We start from the raw sequence: 19,262 nt of genomic DNA on the forward strand, positions 1-19,262 counted from the left end.
GTCATGGACTGAATGGACTGAATAATAACTACTCAGTCCATCCTCATTTTCTTATTCTTGTATGAAACCACCCTGCCCTGCGGTAGGAACTCGTAAGCAAAAAATCCTCCTTAAGATATTTGAGGAACCAGCGGTATGCAATCCCAAAGGCAGATACCGATCGCGAACGCTTGCTCATACTCAGTATTGGCCATTAACATTGGCTGCTAGAAGGCGTTCAGTCAGGAAATCTTTGACCATCAGAATTAGTTATTTAGAACACTATGAGCTTCCAGCGTGCCAGTGGTATTTTGCTGCATCCAACGTCTTTGCCGAGCCGCTTCGGTATCGGTGACTTGGGTAAAGCAGCGTATGAATTTGTGGATTTTCTAGAACGGAGTGATCAAACCTTATGGCAGGTGTTGCCATTGGGCCCGACTGGCTATGAGCATTCGCCTTACATCATGAATTTCAGCACCTTTGCTGGCAATCCTCTGCTGATTGATCTGGAGCAATTAGTCAACGATGGCTTGCTTGATACAACTGAGTTGACACCGCTAGTAGAGGCTGATCCAGAACGAGTTGACTTTAACGCAGTGATTGCACATAAGATGCAATTTCTCAAGCTGGCGCACGATCGGTTTCAAAAAGCTCGATCGCCGGAGCAACAAGCCCACTTCACGCAATTCTATCAGGAACAAGCCTCCTGGCTCGATGACTTTGTCTTATTTATGGCGCTGATGGAAGCCAATGGAAACAAGGGTTGGCATCAATGGGAACCCGCGATCGCGCGACGTGAACCAGAGGCGTTGAAAGCACAGACTGATGCCTTGCAGAGCCGCATTCAGTTCCATCAATTCCTACAGTTCACATTCTTTGCTCAATGGCAAAAACTGCGTCAATACGCGAATGCCAAAAACATTAAAATCATTGGTGATATTTCCATTTACGTTTGTCACAACAGTGCCGATGTGTGGGCCGATCCAGACCTGTTTAAACTGGATCCAACGACCTTTGAACCAGCATTTATTGCTGGGGTGCCGCCCGATTATTTCAGCGCGACTGGACAACTCTGGGGCAATCCTGTTTACAACTGGGAGCAGGCGCAGAAAACCAATTTTGCCTGGTGGATCAAACGCTTCCAAGTCACGTTGCAATACGTTGATATCGTTCGTGTAGACCACTTTCGCGGGTTTGAAGCCTATTGGCAGGTGCCTGCAGGAGAAGAAACTGCCATTAACGGTGAATGGATTAAAGCGCCCGGTGAACAATTTTTTGCAGCACTGGGCGAAGCCTTAGGAACATTGCCCATCCTGGCAGAAGATTTAGGCATCATCACACCCGAAGTGGAAGCGTTGCGCGATCGCTTTGATTTTCCTGGTATGCGCATTCTCATGTTTGCGTTTGGTGATGGGTCGGACAACGCGTATTTGCCTCACAACTATGTCAGAAACACGGTGGTGTATCCCGGTACGCATGACAATGACACCGCGATCGGCTGGTGGCAGCAAGCCAGCGCAACCGAGAAACAGTTTCTCGCGAGGTATTTGGGCTACGACTCGCCTCATGACATTAATGAAATCAATTGGTTGCTCATTCGCACAGCTTTAGCCTCTGTTGCTGACCTTGCCATCATTCCACTGCAAGATCTGTTGGATTTGGATGGTCGTTCTCGTATGAATGACCCCAGCCAGAATGCTGGCAACTGGCGCTGGCGGTATAGCAGTTCTGATTTATTAACGCAGACAGTGAGCGATCGGCTTCTCGCTCTCACCCAACTCTATAGTCGCTAAATCGACAGTCGCGTTTCATGCTTCTGCCAAAGAATGTGCCCTGAAACGAACGATCGCACCTCGCCGTTGGGCAGTCGTAGTAGAAGATGACCGCGATCGCTAATTCCGACTGCTTCGCCTGCAACCTGTTCGCTATCGGTTTCGACAATAATAGTGTGACCCAACAGCGCATCGCGGTTTCGAAGAGCGGGTAAGAGTGCCGTTAATCCAGTGCTTTCGTTCGCATTGTGTTTGGGTTGCAGCAAGCCTGCTGTTTGTAGCAAGTAATGACGTAGACGTTCCAATAGCGCCAATGCTTCGGGCACGATCGGTACCACCTGGTGCAAGCTCAGCGCCTGGCCGATCGCATCCGCACCCAACCCAGCCTGCTCAAAATCAACGCAGCAATTCAGACCAATACCGACAATGACCCGTCCCATGCTGCCGTTAGCCGTCGCTTCGCATAAAATACCCGCTAGCTTGCGTCCGTCCAAAAGCACATCATTTGACCACTTCAAGCGCAGAGTGTTTTGCAAGTTCGGCAACAGATCTTCAACCGCATAAATCACGCTGAGTCCTGCTCCCAGGCTGACGACAGGCAACTGCGCGACAGAGATAGACTCCAGCACAAAACTAGCGGTCAAGACACCGGGTGGAGCTTGCCAAACGCGGCCATGCTGTCCACGTCCAGCCGTTTGCTGCGGTGTAAAAACCACATCTCCATGCCGCAAGCTGGAACGATGCGCGATCGCCCAGCTATTGGTGCTGGGGCAAGTGTCTAGCCAATGTAACCATACAGGCAGTTGAGACTGCGATCGCGCCATCAAAAGAAGACCTGAATTAAGAGGTGTGAATTGAAGCGGTATTCCTACCTTCAGCAGGCGGTTCTCACTACCGCAAGACAGACGCAAGGCGGGCGATCGCTCTCTAGAGTGGGAGATGTGCCCATTTATTCTAGAGCGACAATCCAGACATGGCTACTCACGACAAAGACGGGTTTACGGTCTTCCTTGGTCTAGCGCGGCAAACATCACAGGCGATCGCCGCCACGTTGAAAGATGCCACAACAGCAGTGGGAGAGACTTTTGGCAACTCGTTGCATCAATTTGTGTCGCAGGGAACGGAAACGGTTGGTAAAGTCGTGACGCCGATCGCCACGAACCCGCTCATCAAATTTGCGACCAAAGTGCCTGGCGTGAGTTGGTTGATGGCAGCGCTGGGGCAAGTGGATGTAGATGCAGTGCAACGTGATGTTGCAGCCTTGCGACTGGAGTATCCGCTCGATCGTGATGACGAGTTAGCGCAGCGGGTGATCGCCAGCACAGCCTGGAAAGCAGCGGGTATTGGGTTGGCGACGAATTTTGTGCCACCACTGGCGTTGATGCTGCTGGCCGTGGATTTAGGCGCGATCGCGGCACTCCAGGCTGAGATGATCTATCGCATTGCCGCCATCTACGGCTTTTCGTCAGTTGATCCGACCCGCCGAGGCGAGGTTGTAGCACTGTGGGGCTTGTCAATGGGAAGTTCTGAAGCCGTCAAGATGGGACTCAGTGTCGTTGAATTGGTACCCGTGATTGGGGCCGCTGTTGGCAGTACAAGTAATGCCCTTATCCTCTATAGTCTGGGTGCCGTAGCCTGCCGTTTTTATGAGGCAAAGCGGCGATCGATGGTAGAGGAGAATCTGTCAGAGAAACCGGGTTTTTAAGTGCAATCTGTCCGTTAACGGTATCTTCTGGTGGAGAAACCCGGTTTCTGTCCCAGAACACCGATAAAATAGAGTGCTCACTGCATTGGGATGCGTTCATTCTTTGATGCCTGACACTCGATCGCGCTTCGCAACGCACATTCTGCTTTTCTGCTTCTGCTGCTTGCTTGCAGTTAGTTGTCAGCGCTCCGTGCCCATACTTAATGCTCCGACTACTGGCAGTGAACGGATCACACTCGGTACGACATCCACCATCAACACGCTTGACCCGGCAGATGCCTATGGGACGTTTCCCAGCAGTTTGTTGTACAACTTGAGCGATCGCCTCTATACCTACAAGCTGGGTACAACTGAACTGGAGCCCCAACTGGCAACGGCTTTACCAACCGTCAGCGCCAACGGGTTAACTTACACCATGCCGCTACGACGGGGTGTTGTGTTCCATGATGGGACACCGTTCAATGCAAAGGCGATGGCATTCTCTTTAGACCGCTTCATCCAAAATGGGGGAGCGCCATCATCGTTGTTGTCGAGCCTGGTTGCTACTGTGAAGCCTACGGCTGACGATGAGTTGACCATCACGCTGAAAAAGCCCTTTGCAGCCTTTCCCTCTTTGCTAGCGTTTTCGGGTGCGTGCGCAGTTTCGCCCCAGGCATATGAGATTAAGCCAGGGTCGTTTAAACCAGAGACGCTGGTGGGTACGGGTCCCTACAAACTCGTGAAGTACGGCACCGATCTGCTGCGGTTTGACGCCTTCGATCGCTACTGGGGCAAGAAGCCTGCGAACACAGGTATTGATATTCAGTTTTTCTCCAGCCCCGCGAACCTCTACAATGCCTTCCGTACGGGAGCGGTTGATGTGGCGTATCAAAGTCTGGCGCTGGATCAGGTGCGAAATTTGCAGCAAGGGGCAGCAGTCGGTGGTTGGCAGGTGTTGGAGAAAACAGGCAGCGGGATTAATTACCTGACGCTCAATCTCAAATCGCCACCGCTGGATCAACTCGAAGTGCGACAGGCGATCGCTGCCATCATGGATCGTCCACTGTTGCAAAGCCGCATTTTTTTGGGACAAATTGACCCGCTCTATAGCCTGATTCCCACCACGCTGGCAGAACAAAAGCCTGTGTTTAAAGCTCAGTATGGCGACAGCGATCGTGGTAAAGCCACTGCCTTCCTAACCAAAGCAGGGTACTCTGCGACCAAGCCGCTCAAGGTTGAGTTCTGGTATCGATCGAATTTCATCAATGACCAACTCGCAGCCATTACCCTAAGAGCTGCCGCCAAGAAACGGTTGGGCGGACTCATGCAGATCGACCTCAAAAGCATCGAATCAACCACCGCTTATAAAAATCTCGACAAGGGCGTCTATCCGATGTTTTTGCTGGATTGGACACCTGATTTTCTAGACGCTGACAACTACATTCAGCCGTTTATCGAATGCACGAAAGGGTCTGCTGCTGAGGGTTGTACCGAGGGCTCCAGTGCGCTGCAAGGATCGTTTTACTACAGCGATCGTGCCAATAAACTCATTGACCAGAGCCGCAAAGCCCAAAGCCCCGAAGCCCGTAAACAACTCTTCGCTGAGCTTCAGGATTTGACCGCTCAAGACGTGCCGTTTATTCCCCTTTGGCAAAACAAAGACTATTTGTTTGTGCAAAAAGGGCTTCAAGGAGCGAGCCTCGAAGTCACGCAAAAGGTGCCCTTTTGGACGCTGCGGAAGGCATAGGGATTGGGCGGTCAGCGGTCAGCATTGCCTGATAGCTGATAGCTGATAGCTGCTTTCTTCATAAACGTCCTACCGCATTCCTTCAGCTACCGGGTAAAAGTAGAACGCCAGCGCTAAAACGGCGTAGGCTGCCAGCAGCAGAATGCCTTCCAGCCAGTTGGAGCGTCCGTCAGAACTGATGGAATTGGCAATCAGCACCGCCACCACTACTGCAACCAGTTCAAAAGGATTGAAATCGAGATCCATCGGCTGCCCCATTAGCCAGCCAGCGATCACAAGCACCGGCGCAACAAACAGCGCAATTTGCATACTCGACCCGACGGCTACCGAAACGGATAAATCCATTTTGTTTTTCATGGCGACCGTCACGGCAGTGGCATGTTCTGCAGCATTACCCACGATCGGCAGCAAGATCACGCCCGTGAAAAGCGCCGTTAGTCCCAACCGTGCAGTCGCGGCTTCCAGCGTGTTGACCAACAGCTCAGATTCAACCGCAACCGACAGCGTACAACCCAGCAGCACGACAACCCAGAAGCGGACATTCACTGAGTGCTTGGGACGTTCAGAGGTCAGGAGTGCTTCTGAGACTGGCTCCTCCTGCTGTGCCATCCCAACATCATAAAGATAGGTGTGCGTTCGCATCGAAAAGAGTAGCGTCAAGCCATAAACCGCAATGAGGACGATCGCAACAGCCACCGAAAGCCGTTGCAGTGTCGGCTCATCAATGCTTTTGGAGGAAATATGTAGAGCGGTTGGCAGCAGGATGGCGATGACGGCTAGATTCATTGAGGAGGCATTCACCCGTGCCACCACAGACTGGAAGGTCTGCTCCTTATACTTCAACCCACCGAGAAACATCGAGAGCCCCATCACTAGCAGCAGGTTGCCAATGATTGAACCCGTAATGCTAGCTTTGACCACGCTGACTAAGCCTGCTCTTAACGCCACCAGCGCAATAATGAGTTCTGTAGCATTTCCAAACGTCGCGTTTAAAAAACCGCCCAGTGAGGGCCCCACCACGATCGCAATTTCTTCGGTTGCCGTGCCCATCCACGCGGCAAGGGGCACGATCGCGAGTCCTGCACTGATGAAGATCACCAGTGATCCCCAATGCAAGAATTCAGCAGCGATCGAAATCGGCACGAAAAGAAGCAACCCAATCAAGACGGTATTTTTGAATGACATGGTAGTGCAGTGGCTCGGCAGCTAGCAGGTGAATGAAAAGACGCAAACTTAAAATTGACACAAGAGCCTGTAAACGGTGCGTCAGCGTGAGGTGTAAACGATCGTGTCGTTTACGATCAACACTGCAAATTCTTGTAATGAAAGCTTAAGTGACTATTAAATCCGTCTCTCATTTGCGGTTAAATCAGTTATGGTACAACGGCTTTCTCGCGTTCTAACAACTTTGCTAATGACTGTTATTTCACCTCTGTATCAGACCCTGCCTCGTTGGGCTGCACCTCACCAAATGAGGCAGATTTTAGGGAATTGAAGAGTCTGCGCCATACTCTATAGAGTTGAAACTGAAAATTGGAATTAGCCTGATCCAAAAGCGATCCCCGTTTTTCTACTCTTTTAGTTGGATATGTCCAACCGTTGAGGCTGCTAAGGTTAGTTTCGCTAAGATTCTTCGACCTCAGAGGCATAAACCTCACGCGTCGCGATCGCCTTAATGCTTCCCACATTCATTCTGAAACCAGTGATGAGGCTGTATTGACGCCTAAGGACAGAGATTCACGAACGCCTCGTCAAGACTTACCTCGACTAAGTGCCCTTTCTACCTTTTGTCTAACTTCATTTCGCTGTGTTCGGTTGCGCTGGTTAATGGCAACTGAATGCGTCAAAGAGCGATTTTTGACCCCTTTGGATTTTCTTACATGACTTCAAACTCCGATCCCCGCTTGGCTGCGTTTACGAATGCGATCGTCAATGGGTCTGTGCTGCAGAGTGATACGGCTCAAGCGCCTTACTTGAATAATGGTCAGTTTGGTACTGTGGCACAGCACGTCCACGCTGATCCCCTGCAAACTGCGCAAGGCGTGTACGTCACCATACACGGACATTTCTATCAGCCGCCGCGCGAAAACCCGTATCTGGATGTGATCGAGCGTCAGTCCAGTGCCTCCCCGTTTCATAATTGGAATGAGCGGATTCATCACGAATGCTATCGCCCCAATGCCTTTGCCCGCATTCTCAATGACCAGGGTGACGTGCTGGGGATCATCAACAACTATGAGTTTTTGAGCTTTAACATTGGCCCGACGCTGATGAATTGGCTAGAGCGGCACGATGTTGAAACCTATCAACGCATTTTAGACGCCGATCGCAAAAGCTGTGACCGTTTGAATGGACACGGCAACGCAATCGCGCAGGTGTACAACCACATCATTCTGCCCCTGGCGAACGATCGCGACAAGCTCACCCAGATCCGCTGGGGCAAGGCAGACTTTCATTCCCGCTTTGGGCGTGATCCCGAAGGCATGTGGCTCGCAGAAACGGCGGTTGATTACGCCACGCTAGAGGCACTCGTTTCTGAGGGGATCAAATTCATTGTCTTGGCTCCGTCCCAAGCCCAGCGCTGCCGTCCATTTTCAACAGACGATCAACCCGTCTCCCAATGGCTAGAAGTTGGCGGCGGACAAATCGATCCCACCCGCCCCTATCGCTGCTTTTTGGGTGGTGAGGGGAGAGGGGAGAGGAGAGAGGAGTCAGGTTTCTCGCCGTTCATCGACATCTTCTTCTACGATGGACCGATTTCTCGTGACATTGGCTTCGACAGTGCGTTGAGCAGTTCTCATCACCTGGCAGGACTTTTAGGGCAGGCAGTGCGTGGGGATCAGCGTCCTTCTCAGTTGATTTCGGTTGCCACCGATGGTGAAACGTTTGGGCACCACAAAGGCGGCACGGAAAAATGTCTTGCCTATGCGTTTGCCTGCGAGTTTCCCGATCGCGGTTGGACGGTGACCAACTTTGCCCATTATTTATCACTCCATACGCCCACCTGGGAAGTGGAGCTAAAGCCTGTGACAGCCTGGAGTTGCAGTCATGGCGTCGATCGCTGGCAGGATGACTGCGGCTGTGGCGGTGGCGGACTCTGGAGCCAGCAGTGGCGACGACCGTTACGAGCTGCGTTGGATTGGCTACGAGATCAACTGATCAAGGTGTATGAAGAGACGGGTAAAAAGCTGTTTTCTGATCCCTGGTTGGCGCGAGATGAATACATTCAGGTGGTGCGCGATCGTGGCCTGACCACTCTTGAGCGCTTTCTAGCGCGACACCAAGCCCATAAACTCACTGCTTCAGAGCGTGTGGATGCCTTGCATTTGCTCGAAATACAGCGTCATGCCCTGCTCATGTACACCAGTTGCGGCTGGTTTTTTGAAGAGTTATCCCGTCCAGAGGGGGTGCAAATTTTGCGCTACGCGGCGCGGGCACTCGAACTGGCAGGCGAAGTGACTGGTATCCAGCTAGAGAAAGCCTTTGTGAGACGGTTGGCGTTGGCTCCCAGCAATGTCGAGTGCTTTAAGCATGGCGCAGAGGTTTACCAGCAGCTAGTGAAAACAGCGCAAATCAGCATGGAGCAGGTTGCGGCTCACTATGCCATTAGCTCGCTGTTTACGACCTACGGCAAAGAACATCAGATTTACTGTTACACCGCTAACCAGCTTGACTACCAGCTGCAGCGGATGGGTTCCCTGACGCTGGCGATCGGGCAACTTCAACTGGTTTCAGACATCACGCGTGAGAGCCTGCACCTCGCGTTTGCCGTTGTGCATCTGGGCGGCTGGGATTTTCATTGCTGCATTCAGCCGTTCTCAGGGCGACGCGACTATGCCGCTATGAAAGAACAATTGTTCGAGTCTATTAAACAAGCCAGTGCTGCACAAACAATTCTGGCTATGAATGCGCTCTTTGGCAGCCAGTCTCACAGCCTGCAAAGCCTGTTTGCGGAAGAGCGTCATCGCATCATGCGCTTACTCACGCACGAAACCCTGACGCGTCTCGATCAGCTCTATACCCAGGTCTATCGGGATAACTACGGCGTCTTGATGGCGTTCCATCGAGATGAGTTAGCTGTACCGCAAGAACTGCAGGTGGCAGCGGAAATCGCGTTAAGCCATCGCGTGCTGCTGACTTTAAGAGCGTTGGAGCAGGAGAGCAGCGATTTGTCCGCTTCGCCAGCCGCCGCGAACCGTCTTTTGGAGTTGGAGTCGATCGCGACTGAAGCGACTCACCTCCATTGCCAGCTCAATGTACCTGAAGCACGACAAACGCTAGAACGTCTGGTGCTGCGATCGCTCTGGCATCTCTTGTATCACTTCAACTCTGCTACCAGCCATACCGAACTGCAGCGCTTAGAGCGACTCCTGGCACTCGGTGAGCAGTTGCAGCTCGGTCTCTCGTTAGCACAAGCGCAAGAACTTTACGTTCAGCGTTTGCAGCACTGGATCATTCCAGAATGTGCCCATTGGTTAACAAATGCGGGACAATCCGAGCCCGATCGTGTTGCAACCATGCAGCTAGCCGATCTGCGATCGCTACTAGAGCTGGGACACACGCTAGAAGTTGATGTGTCAGTCTGGCTCAACCATCTACCTTAGAACGCGTAAAGCCTGGATTTGTAAAGAAATCCAGGCTCTAGCAAAAATTATTTAAGGCTCCCCGCAACGCCGTCTTACCTCAGTTTTTGACCTGGTAAAAACCAGGTGGGTACCAAAGTGCCGTAACTTAAAGTTTCCGGGTACAAGCCCGGTATACTGCCGCCCGACGATCAGTTCCCTTTTGAACAAATCATAGTCAAAAAACATTATTGGCAGTCACCAACGCCGCAGATGAACCTTTCACTATCTTAACGGCTCCCATTGGAAACTGCCTACCTTTAGCGACGCTCGTTTTTTGCAGCAGTCTAAGGATATTGGGCGATCGGGCTTGTAGCAATCAGCGCTCAATGGTCAGTAGTCGGCACCGCATTCATAGCTGACCGCTGACCGCTGACCGCATTCATAGCTGACCACTGACCACTACAAACGCTAATCCGCTATCCTTGCACACAATCCCGCTCCGGCTGCCATCAAAATCGCCGCAAAGACCAGCGATTCGTTGAGGCCTTCTTTGAGTAAGAGCGCTGAGACGGCAGCACCAGCAAAGGGCGAGAGAGCAAAATATGCGCCCGCGCGTGAGGCTCCCAGATGTCGCAAGGCCATAACAAAGCAGAACAGCGTTAGCCCGCTGGTCAGAAAACCAATGACTAAAACATTGCACAAAATGGGCAGCGGCGGTAGGGGTTGACCGATGAGTAGGGCGATCGCCACATTGATCGCCCCAGCGACGCCACTTTTCAGCATCGCCACCTGCACTGGATCTTTCATCGCAATTTTGGTGGTGAAATTGCTGTCCAGCGCCCAATGAAAGCAGGTGCCTAAAATCAGCAGTGCGCCCCACGTGAGGCCCACGCCAGCCTTTTCGCCCTGAGAAAGCACTACACCACCTGCAACGATCGCCAACATCCCGACAAAGACTTGCCAGCGCCAGCGTTCGCCAAAAATTGTCCACGCCAGGAGCGCTGTAAAGACACATTCAAAGTTCAGCAGTAAGGAGGCTGAAGCGGCAGTCGTGTGCACTAAGCCCAGCGTCAGCAGCACGGGCGCAATCACTCCACCAACGACGATCGAAGCTCCGAGCCAACGCCAGTCATGCTTTTGCAGGCGATCGCTCGGTGGGTGTTTTCGATGTCGGATGAGTTGGTTGCGGATCAGAGCGATCGGCAGGAGTCCCAGACCACCGCCCAAAAAGAGTAAGCCCGCCAGCATCCAGGGCTGCACGTCATCTAAAAAAAGCTTCGTCAGAGGTGTGAGACCACCGAATAGGAGCGCGGTGCCAACGCCAAAGCCGACACCTGGCAGTGATGCCTGAAAACTTGATTGGGTCACAAATCTACCTAAGCCGGTAAGACGAGGAACGAAACCTCGATCGCGCCATAGAACGTCTCCAGGCTACGCTTGCCTTGCTCATCCACGCCGCGCCCTTGACCAGAGTAAAGGCGTGAGAGTCTGTAGCGGTGGTAGTTGACCAGAAGCTCCGGCAAGGTGATGTAGTGTACTTCGTCACCGTTGAACAGGGCACGATCGAGGGCAGGCAGATTATACCAGGGGCATTTCATCAACTCGTGGTGGGCATTGTGGTAGCCAAAGTTAAGCAACAACACATTCAGCCACCCATAGCGGAGCGAGATCACATTCGAGAAGGTGTTTGCCTGTTCATGGGCACGATCGCGCTTGGGTATCGCGCTACCGACGGGAAAGACCTCGTAGGTATGCTGAAACGCATCCACAAACCGCAGAATGGTCAACATACCGATGTAGGACACGAAATAAAGCAGGAGTGCCTTGGGCGAGACGAACCCTAACAGCGCAAACAAGCCACCTCGGATGAGCAAAATTACCATGTTTCGCACGCGCTCATTGTTGCGATCGGGTTCCCAGAACGGCGCAAAGATGGCTCGAACCCGCAGTAGAAACGCTAGCGAGGGGAAGTAGAGCCATTCTAAGGCCAGCAGTAGCGATCGCATTGGTGCTGGCATGGCGTTCAGGAAGGTCGTCAAGTCAAAGCGGCAAAAATCGACTCGGTTGACGTGGTGTGCAATATGCAGCCGTGCCAGATCTTCAAAGCGGGCATAGCAACCGCCATTGAGCCACAGCATCAGGTTACCAAACGCAACGTTCCACGCTTTGCTCTCAAAAAGGGCGCTGTGCATGAAGTCATGCGCTAGATAGGCTGAGAAAAGCAGACTGTGCGTCAGTAACGCGACTCCCAAGGCATTGAGCCAGCCGTTTGCCGATAGCAGCAGCGCGATGCCACCGACATAGCCAACCAGCGTATACAGAATGGTGCTGCTATTCCACAGCGGTTTTCTCTGATGCAAATAATGGTTAATTTCGATCGTGTCAATCATCATAGCGTTGGTGCCCCCTGGTGTTTGTTCAATTGATAATTCGTGCCGTTGATCAAGCGAGAGACCACTTGAGGAAGCGTTCAGCAATGGGGAGTCAGCAATGAGGCGTTAATCTGGCACTGATGGCTGAATGCTGATAGCTTCATAGTCTTTTAGAAGCTTTCTAAAAAAGTTTACCGCTAGGTAAAAGCAGGTTTTGCCAGAGTCTCTGTATCCAACCGCTAACCTTGTGGCTAAACCTGCCCCTACAGGTGGTTTGTTTGCTAGAAATCTCCCTGGCAGGCAGCGAATCATCTTTTTCCATTCTGCCCTCAGAATGTTAATGATCGTCGTGCAGGGCATGAATGATTGCACGTTTGATTTGGATAAAGTCGGGATCGAGCTTCATTTCTAGATCACGATGCGCGGGAAGCTGCACGTGCACTTCTTGCTTAATCTGACCGGGGTGGGCGCTCATCACATAAATTCGCTGCGACAGAAAGACCGCTTCTTCTAGATCATGGGTGATCATGAGAATCGTTGTGTGGGTTTGCTCCCATAACTCCAGCAGGAATTTCTGCATCTGTTCCTTCGTTTGGGCATCGAGTGCGCCGAAGGGTTCATCCATTAGCAAAACTTCTGGCTCGTTCGCCATAGCGCGGGCGATCGCGACCCGCTGTTTCATCCCGCCGGACAGTTGTTTGGGGTAGGCTTTCGCAAATTTGGTCAGCCCGACTACATCTAGATAGTAGGAGACCCGCTGCTTGATTTCTGCGTTGGGCAGACGGCGCAGTTTCAGCCCAAAGGCAATGTTACCTGCAACGGTAAGCCAGGGATAGAGCGTGTAACTCTGGAAGACCATACCGCGATCAGCCCCAGGCCCCGGTACTGCCTCCCCGTCTACTAGCACTTTGCCAGAACAGGGCTGCACTAACCCAGCCACAATATTGAGCAGAGTGGATTTGCCACAGCCTGACGCACCCACAATACAGACAAATTCTCGCGGTTGCAGGTAGAGATCAATGTTGTGCAACGCAACTACCGTTTTGCCCTTTTGCGCAAAGCTTTTGGACAAGCCCTGCACTTCCAATTTGGGGCGTTGCGTTGACTGAACTTGTGTGTGGGAGGGGCTAGTGAGAGTCAAGTTGTTGCTCAAATTCCCATTGGAATCAAATTTGGGACTCAAATCATTCGTGGCGTGGTGCGATCGAGAAAAGGGTGCTTGAGCCATGCTAATTCATTCAAACATCTGCTGCAATGACACGCCAATGGTGCATCTATTTCCATTAAAACGAATGCCTGAAGTGTAAAATTGTGCCGATCGTTACGGTTAGTCTGCTAACTGCCCTCGACAATCTGGAACGACCTCGCCAAATTACCCACCTACACTACTACCGTGCTCAATTCTCTTCCCAAGTCTCGCAAACGGTATCTGAAACCATCGGTCTTTTGGAGTATTCGTCAGGGCTTCCCACGCTGGCTGGGACTTTTGATTTCGCTTACGGCGCTGGTGATACCACTGCTTCTTTGGGCTGTGCTGAGCTACGGCGGTTGGGTGACACCCATCTTTCTCCCCACGCCAACTGCTGTACTGCAATCTGGCATTCAGATGTTCACCCAAGAGAACCTACTGCTGGATGTGTTTGCCAGTTCCTACCGTGTCTTTTTAGGTTTTTTGGTAGCAGCTGCTGTTGGCGTTCCGATCGGTATTGCGATGGGCACCTTTTACAGTATGGAGAGCCTCTTTAGCCCGATCGTCGGCACTGTGCGCTATATGCCTGTAGCGGCCTTTGTACCGCTGATTGTGCTCTGGCTGGGGTTGGATGAACCGACTCGCGTGACCATCATTTTTCTGGGCATTGTGTTCTTCAACGCGATTATGGTGGCAGATGCGGTGAAATTTATCCCCAATGAACTGTTGAGCGTGGCGTATACGTTAGGAGCCAATCGCTTTGATGTGTTGGTGCGAGTGATTGTACCGGCGATCGTGCCCAGCATCATTGATACTCTGCGCGTGAACGTTGCCGGAGCCTGGAATTATCTGGTCATTTCGGAACTCATCGCTTCTGAAAATGGGCTGGGCTTCCGCGTGATCCAGTCACAACGCTATCTCCAAACCGATAAGGTGCTGTTTACGATCGCCATTATCGGTCTCATTGGTCTACTCACCGATTTTACATTCAAGCTACTGTTTAATCTCGTCACCCCCTGGGCAGAGCGAACATCTGCGTGAGAGGTGAGAGGTGGGAGGTGAGAGGTGGGAGGTGAGAGGTGAGAGGTGAGAGGTGTTCTGAGTTTTGAATGGAAGATCGTAACGAGGAGTTTCAGCCTTTAGCCTCCCCCAACAAAATACGATCGACAAACTTCTTGATCAACTGGTTCGCGATCGGTGTTTGTTGCAGACTTTGCAGAATGGCATCCAATACAGCTTCACTGTCTAAGTAACGCTTCTGGTAGCGCGTGATGCGAACCTTTAGATCGGCTGGATCGATTTCGGGATGAAATTGGAAGCCGTAAAACGGTTTGTCTGCGATGCGGAAGGCATGATAGGGGCAGAGTTCTGAATAGGCCAGGAGAATGGCTTCTTCAGGTAAGGAAAGGGCACGTTCTTTATGCCCTGACACGGCCCAAAAACCGTTGGGCACATCGTGGAAGAGCACATCCACTGATGCGGCTTCGGTAAGTTGCAGCGGATAGGTGCCCATTTCCATGTTGGCAACATCGAGAATCACCGTTCCTCCCAGCGCTTCGATCGCCGCCTGAAAGCCGAAACAAGACGCAAATACGGGAATGCTTTGCTCTAAACAGTAAACCAATAAGCGGTTCACCTGTTGGACGAATGGATACTGTTCTGGCTGCGTCACAGAGGCATCGCTGGAACCACCAACGAACAGCGCATCGTAGCCATCCATGCAGGTTACGTCAAACTCAGGCGTGGTAAAGGCATTCAGCACCGTAAACTGTTGAGCATTGAGATGGCTGTAGCGCACAAACTCGTCTAACTCTTCCTGACACGTCTCCGCATCATCCCGAATTTGCAGCAGAAGGATCTTGAGCTGAGCACGTTGTTTGGTCATTGATGGATTCTGAGTCGCCTTGCAGTGAGTGAGAGTGAGGGTAGGGTAGAAGGTAGTTTTGTGCATCGCAACTACCCTATGAAAGTTACCTCTCTTTCTACCCTGCCTGAACAAGCCGTTTCACACAATCCAGCCATCAAAAAAAAGGTCATGCTCAGCCTGGGTGAACTGCCTCACCTGACCAACTTTTCGCAGGCTCGCTTTGCGCCAGGGCAAATTGCTAATGCCCACAGCCACTCAAATATGTGTGAGGTCTTTTTCGTCGAATCCGGTGAAGGTACGATCTGGATTAATGATGCACCCTACTCGCTGCAAAGTGGCACTTGCGTTGCAGTAGACGTGGGCGAAAAACACGAGATTTGCAACACGGGTTCGACGGATCTCGTGCTCACGTACTTTGGGCTTCGGGTTGAGCCAGCTTCGAGTTAGCTCGATCGTGCTCATCTGCGATCGTTATGTGCTGCTGCTTAACCGTTGTCTCAGGTCACGGATTGCTGCGCTTTCATTATCTCAGGCAGGATATTTCTAGCTATGTGCCCACAGGAGAGCCGACAAAGAGTCTAATCAAGGGATCAACCTGAGTTTGAGGCAGCGGTAATTCCATCTGCTCATCAATAACAATCACAACGCGATACTGACCAGGCAAAAGATCGGGCGGCACTTGCAGAGTGAGTTGCCCATCTTCGGTAATCGTTGCTGTCGTCTCGATCGTTCTCATGCCACTGTCCAGCACTGTTTGAATTTAGTTTAACGCTTTACTTATACGCGATCGCCCCTCATCGCCTTTCCTCCCCCTTTATCCTTTATCCTTCATCCCTTATCCCTTCCATCACGCCCTCTCCTCCCCAACTCAAAACTCATAACTCATAACTCATAACTATTTCATCTCCCTCCTCACCTGCTCCCGCAACTTCAAAACCCGCTCTTTCTTATAGCCCAGCTCATCAATAGCTCGATTCAAGTCTGCCAATGCTTCTGTATATCGTTGGAGCTTGAAGTAGGCTTCACCTCGACCAACATATGGCGCAGCCATAGTTGAATTAAGCTTGATTGCCTGCTGGTACTTCTCGACTGCCTCGTCGAGTTTGTTCTGGTCTTTCAGCGCATTACCCAGGTTGTTGTAAGCTCCAGCGAATTTTGGGTCAAGCGCGATCGCTTTGTTAAAAGCAGCGATCGCTGCATCAAGCTTATTCTGTTGATACAACGCATTGCCTATACCGTAGTAAGCCATAGCGTTTTGGGCATCAAGTTTAATTGCCTGTTGCCACGCTTTAATTCCTGCATCAAGCTTGTTATGTTGATACAGCGCATAGCCCAAATTGTTATAAGCTTGAACGTTGCTAGAGTCGAGTTTGATTGATTTCTGGAACGACTCGATTGCCTCATCAAGTTTTTTCTGGTCAGACAGTGTACTACCCAAAAACAACCAAGCAATTGGGTCCTCAGGGTCTATTCGGGTTGCCTGTCTCAGCACCGCCTCGGCGTTACGGTAATCCCTCATTTGCCTCCCATACACGAAACCCTGTCCCACAAGTACAAACGTATTCCGGGGATTTCGTTGAAGCAAAGTGTTCAGGATCTTGAGTGCGCTTTCATTGCGCCCTTGGAGACTTTCAACCCAAGCATCACTAAAGCGCCACACATCACGAAGGCTTTGCTTTTTCTGCTGTAAATCAGTATTAATGGCGATGAGCTTTGTTTCTTGATTTTTCAGTGTTACCTGTGCCCGTTGCTGCGCCTGTTCAGCCTGAGTTGCCTTCCGTTCGGCATCAACTTGCCGGGTTTCTGCACTTGTCAACTTTGCTTCTGCAAGCTTTCGCTGTTGATCCGCACCCTTTCGCTTTGTTTCCGCATTTTTCGCGTTTTGATCTGCCCGGTTCGCGTTTTGATCTGCATCGATCGCCCTTTGATTCGCAAGCGCTATTCTTTTTTCAGCATCGATCGCCCTTTTTTCAGCAAATGTCGCGGTTTGCACTGCAACATTTGCCTTCTGAGTCTCAACGAAGGCAAAAATTCCTGCAACTGATGCGATCGCCACTGCAACAGGTACCACGATCGCCGCCCACTTCACCCGTTGCCTTGCTTGCTCTCCCCGTGTCAGCAGTTGATTGTACTCATCCTCAGCGGTGCGACTGGTGGTGATGTACTCATGCTGAAGCGCTGTGGGCGTAGGTTCCTTGCCAGTGCTGCCACCGAACCAGGTTTCTGCATCCGATAGATCGCGTTTGCGTAGCAGAAAGCTGTCATCGCGTCCGCGCTTGTTCCACTCGATCGCCTTTACCTGCAAGCGGGTGTGCATCCGTACGTACGGCAAATCGGTGTCGATCGCTCGGACGAGTTGAGCAAAAGCAGCGTCATCGTCCGTTTCTCGCAAGAAAATCCAGTTCAGGGGGCGCAGTGCCGTATGGATAGCGGTGACGTCCACATCGCGACAAACGACTGGAATCAACCGTTTGTTGTGCTTGATAGCATGGTCAATTTCTTGATTGCAGTATTTCGATGTCACCGAATCGGGACTGAGGATGAAGACAAAGGTGTTGGCGGCTTCAATGCCAACTTCGATCGCCTGCCAGAAGTCTTCTGCGGCTTCGATCGCTTGCCAATCGACCCAGGCATCGCGGTTTTCGCCCTTGAGTCGCGTTAAGAGGTGACGCGCAAACTCACTGTCGCGCCGAGAATAGGAAATGAATACATCATGATCCACGCGATCGCGGCTGGAGCTGGAGATGAAAACAGCGCTATCTGTCATGCTCATTTCATTGGCTGCAAAAAATCCTGCATCCAAGCTACCAGAAACCGGGTTTCTAGGGATGCCCGATTTTAGAGGAGTCCCGCCAATCTGCTCTATCTTTGCTTAGACTTGTATCACCATTTCAATGAGTGAGCGTTATGGTCACACAAACCACGACTCAGCTGCCGATTCCTAGTTTCTTTGATGCCCAGCGTGTGGGTGAAGTTTGGCGAGTACCTTATGGCGATCGTGCGACTCAAGCAACCGACTGGGCAGCGCAACACGGGCTAGAGCCAGCGGCGAAGGATCAAACTCGCGTGTGTTTGCTCATTATTGATGCTCAAAACACCTTCTGCATTCCTGAGTTTGAGCTCTTTGTGGGTGGGCGATCGGGCATCGGTGCTGTGGCAGACAACGTGCGGCTGTGTGAATTTATCTACCGCAACCTGGGTGTCATTACGGCGATCGCGCCCACGCTCGATACCCATACCGCGACGCAAATTTTCCATCCAGTGTTTTGGGTAGACAAAGCTGGCAAGAATCCACCCCCGATGACGATGATTGCTTTTGATGAGGTGAAGGATGGCAAGTGGAACGTAAATCCCGCGATCGCCAGCAGCATTGCCAACAGCGACTACGCAGCCCTGCAAGCCTTTGCGCTCCACTACACCCAACGCCTCAGCGACAACGGCAAATATCCGCTGACGATCTGGCCTTACCACTCCATGCTGGGTGGCATCGGTCATGCGCTCGTCTCAGCCGTCGAGGAAGCCTGCTTTTTCCATAACATTGCCCGCAGCAGCCAGACCCATTTTGAAATCAAAGGCGGCAATCCCTTGACCGAAAACTACTCGGTGCTACGTCCTGAAGTGTTGGACGGTGCGGATGGGAGTGCGATCGCGCAAAAAAATACCCGCTTCATCCAAACTCTCCTGGACTTTGATGCGGTCATCATTGCTGGGCAGGCAAAAAGTCATTGCGTCGCCTGGACGATCGACGATTTGCTCACCGAAATTCAGGCACAAGACCCAGCCCTGGCAAAAAAAGTGTTTCTGCTAGAAGACTGTACTTCACCCGTCGTCGTCCCTGGTGTGGTGGACTTCACTGAGCAGGCAGATGCCGCCTTCCAGCGCTTTGCTGCTGCGGGGATGCAGATTGTTCAATCAACTGATACGCTTTCGTCCTGGATCGGCAAGCGGTAAAGTCAGCCGTTGTGGGAACCGTACAAGGCGAATGTCAGGTAGTGTTCTAGACCTGCTGTTGACTCGGAACACTTGCGATTTTGAGCAAATTGCAGGTTTCGCGATCGAGGCCTGGACTTGAAAGCGCTGGACGTTT

15 protein-coding genes and 1 other RNA gene are annotated in these 19,262 nt (G+C 51.7%); 7 read left to right on the forward strand and 9 right to left on the reverse strand.

What is annotated here, in order from left to right:
* Positions 1 to 263: 263 nt before the first annotated feature.
* Positions 264 to 1,772 (forward strand): 4-alpha-glucanotransferase, encoded by a 1,509-nt coding sequence (gene malQ, locus C7B82_RS12920; protein WP_106256702.1) that lies wholly within the window; start codon positions 264 to 266, stop codon positions 1,770 to 1,772.
* On the opposite strand, the gene C7B82_RS12925 is transcribed toward malQ, so the two are convergent.
* Positions 1,769 to 2,575: a biotin--[acetyl-CoA-carboxylase] ligase gene (locus C7B82_RS12925; RefSeq protein WP_106256703.1), complete on the reverse strand. Its 807-nt coding sequence runs from the start codon at positions 2,573 to 2,575 to the stop codon at positions 1,769 to 1,771. The two genes, malQ and C7B82_RS12925, sit on opposite strands and share 4 nt — an antisense overlap.
* A gap of 149 nt (positions 2,576 to 2,724) precedes the next feature.
* Here C7B82_RS12925 and C7B82_RS12930 point away from each other — a divergent pair, with 149 nt between their 5' ends.
* Both C7B82_RS12930 and C7B82_RS12935 read left to right on the forward strand, forming a co-directional pair.
* A complete protein-coding gene (locus C7B82_RS12930; RefSeq protein WP_106256704.1) occupies positions 2,725 to 3,456 on the forward strand; it encodes an EcsC family protein in 732 nt (243 codons plus the stop codon).
* Between the two features lie 190 nt (positions 3,457 to 3,646).
* Entirely contained in the window at positions 3,647 to 5,182 is a 1,536-nt protein-coding gene (locus C7B82_RS12935; RefSeq protein ID WP_245939867.1) for an ABC transporter substrate-binding protein, read from the forward strand.
* Positions 5,183 to 5,251: 69 nt separating this feature from the next.
* Here C7B82_RS12935 and cax read toward each other — a convergent pair whose 3' ends face one another.
* On the reverse strand, positions 5,252 to 6,367 hold the full coding sequence (cax, locus tag C7B82_RS12940; RefSeq protein WP_106256706.1) for a calcium/proton exchanger: 1,116 nt from the start codon (positions 6,365 to 6,367) through the stop codon (positions 5,252 to 5,254).
* 695 nt (positions 6,368 to 7,062) lie between these two features.
* Between cax and C7B82_RS12945 the strand changes: the two genes are divergently transcribed.
* Positions 7,063 to 9,786, forward strand: coding sequence for a DUF3536 domain-containing protein (locus C7B82_RS12945; protein WP_106256707.1), 2,724 nt, complete (start codon positions 7,063 to 7,065; stop codon positions 9,784 to 9,786).
* A 54-nt stretch (positions 9,787 to 9,840) separates the two neighbouring features.
* On the opposite strand, the gene ssrS is transcribed toward C7B82_RS12945, so the two are convergent.
* The 4 genes from ssrS to C7B82_RS12965 form a co-directional block, all read right to left on the reverse strand.
* A non-coding RNA gene (gene ssrS, locus C7B82_RS12950) (6S RNA) lies at positions 9,841 to 10,023 on the reverse strand.
* Between the two features lie 192 nt (positions 10,024 to 10,215).
* Positions 10,216 to 11,115 carry a DMT family transporter gene (locus C7B82_RS12955; protein WP_106256708.1) on the reverse strand — a complete coding sequence of 300 codons (900 nt, stop codon included), beginning with the start codon at positions 11,113 to 11,115 and terminating at the stop codon, positions 10,216 to 10,218.
* A gap of 8 nt (positions 11,116 to 11,123) precedes the next feature.
* Positions 11,124 to 12,140: a fatty acid desaturase family protein gene (locus tag C7B82_RS12960; RefSeq protein ID WP_106256709.1), complete on the reverse strand. Its 1,017-nt coding sequence runs from the start codon at positions 12,138 to 12,140 to the stop codon at positions 11,124 to 11,126.
* Between the two features lie 316 nt (positions 12,141 to 12,456).
* Positions 12,457 to 13,347 (reverse strand): ABC transporter ATP-binding protein, encoded by an 891-nt coding sequence (locus tag C7B82_RS12965; RefSeq protein ID WP_106256710.1) that lies wholly within the window; start codon positions 13,345 to 13,347, stop codon positions 12,457 to 12,459.
* A 165-nt stretch (positions 13,348 to 13,512) separates the two neighbouring features.
* Between C7B82_RS12965 and C7B82_RS12970 the strand changes: the two genes are divergently transcribed.
* Positions 13,513 to 14,349, forward strand: a complete 837-nt coding sequence (locus tag C7B82_RS12970) for an ABC transporter permease (protein WP_106256711.1) — start codon at positions 13,513 to 13,515, stop codon at positions 14,347 to 14,349.
* Positions 14,350 to 14,440: 91 nt separating this feature from the next.
* Here C7B82_RS12970 and C7B82_RS12975 read toward each other — a convergent pair whose 3' ends face one another.
* Positions 14,441 to 15,259, reverse strand: a complete 819-nt coding sequence (locus tag C7B82_RS12975) for a type 1 glutamine amidotransferase (RefSeq protein ID WP_245939868.1) — start codon at positions 15,257 to 15,259, stop codon at positions 14,441 to 14,443.
* A 12-nt stretch (positions 15,260 to 15,271) separates the two neighbouring features.
* Here C7B82_RS12975 and C7B82_RS12980 point away from each other — a divergent pair, with 12 nt between their 5' ends.
* Complete coding sequence (locus C7B82_RS12980; RefSeq protein ID WP_106256713.1) at positions 15,272 to 15,622, forward strand: cupin domain-containing protein; 351 nt, start codon at positions 15,272 to 15,274, stop codon at positions 15,620 to 15,622.
* A gap of 100 nt (positions 15,623 to 15,722) precedes the next feature.
* Here the strand turns inward: C7B82_RS12980 and C7B82_RS12985 are convergent, their stop codons facing one another.
* Entirely contained in the window at positions 15,723 to 15,911 is a 189-nt protein-coding gene (locus C7B82_RS12985) for a hypothetical protein (RefSeq protein ID WP_106256714.1), read from the reverse strand.
* 159 nt (positions 15,912 to 16,070) lie between these two features.
* Complete coding sequence (locus tag C7B82_RS12990) at positions 16,071 to 17,942, reverse strand: tetratricopeptide repeat protein (RefSeq protein WP_219904333.1); 1,872 nt, start codon at positions 17,940 to 17,942, stop codon at positions 16,071 to 16,073.
* Positions 17,943 to 18,082: 140 nt separating this feature from the next.
* Here C7B82_RS12990 and C7B82_RS12995 point away from each other — a divergent pair, with 140 nt between their 5' ends.
* Positions 18,083 to 19,126 (forward strand): cysteine hydrolase family protein, encoded by a 1,044-nt coding sequence (locus C7B82_RS12995; protein ID WP_106256716.1) that lies wholly within the window; start codon positions 18,083 to 18,085, stop codon positions 19,124 to 19,126.
* Positions 19,127 to 19,262: the final 136 nt, after the last annotated feature.

The organism is Stenomitos frigidus ULC18 (assembly GCF_003003795.1).
GTDB classification, from domain to species: domain Bacteria; phylum Cyanobacteriota; class Cyanobacteriia; order Leptolyngbyales; family Leptolyngbyaceae; genus Stenomitos; species Stenomitos frigidus_A.

Coding starts and splice junctions, on each gene's coding strand:
- C7B82_RS12990 (WP_219904333.1), bottom strand. CDS start 17,942: ATGACAGATAGCGCTGTTTTCATCTCCAGCTCCAGCCGCGATCGCGTG.
- C7B82_RS12925 (WP_106256703.1), bottom strand. CDS start 2,575: ATGGCGCGATCGCAGTCTCAACTGCCTGTATGGTTACATTGGCTAGAC.
- malQ (WP_106256702.1), top strand. CDS start 264: ATGAGCTTCCAGCGTGCCAGTGGTATTTTGCTGCATCCAACGTCTTTG.
- C7B82_RS12985 (WP_106256714.1), bottom strand. CDS start 15,911: ATGAGAACGATCGAGACGACAGCAACGATTACCGAAGATGGGCAACTC.
- C7B82_RS12965 (WP_106256710.1), bottom strand. CDS start 13,347: ATGGCTCAAGCACCCTTTTCTCGATCGCACCACGCCACGAATGATTTG.
- C7B82_RS12930 (WP_106256704.1), top strand. CDS start 2,725: ATGGCTACTCACGACAAAGACGGGTTTACGGTCTTCCTTGGTCTAGCG.
- C7B82_RS12960 (WP_106256709.1), bottom strand. CDS start 12,140: ATGATGATTGACACGATCGAAATTAACCATTATTTGCATCAGAGAAAA.
- C7B82_RS12975 (WP_245939868.1), bottom strand. CDS start 15,259: ATGCACAAAACTACCTTCTACCCTACCCTCACTCTCACTCACTGCAAG.
- C7B82_RS12995 (WP_106256716.1), top strand. CDS start 18,083: ATGGTCACACAAACCACGACTCAGCTGCCGATTCCTAGTTTCTTTGAT.
- cax (WP_106256706.1), bottom strand. CDS start 6,367: ATGTCATTCAAAAATACCGTCTTGATTGGGTTGCTTCTTTTCGTGCCG.
- C7B82_RS12945 (WP_106256707.1), top strand. CDS start 7,063: ATGACTTCAAACTCCGATCCCCGCTTGGCTGCGTTTACGAATGCGATC.
- C7B82_RS12980 (WP_106256713.1), top strand. CDS start 15,272: ATGAAAGTTACCTCTCTTTCTACCCTGCCTGAACAAGCCGTTTCACAC.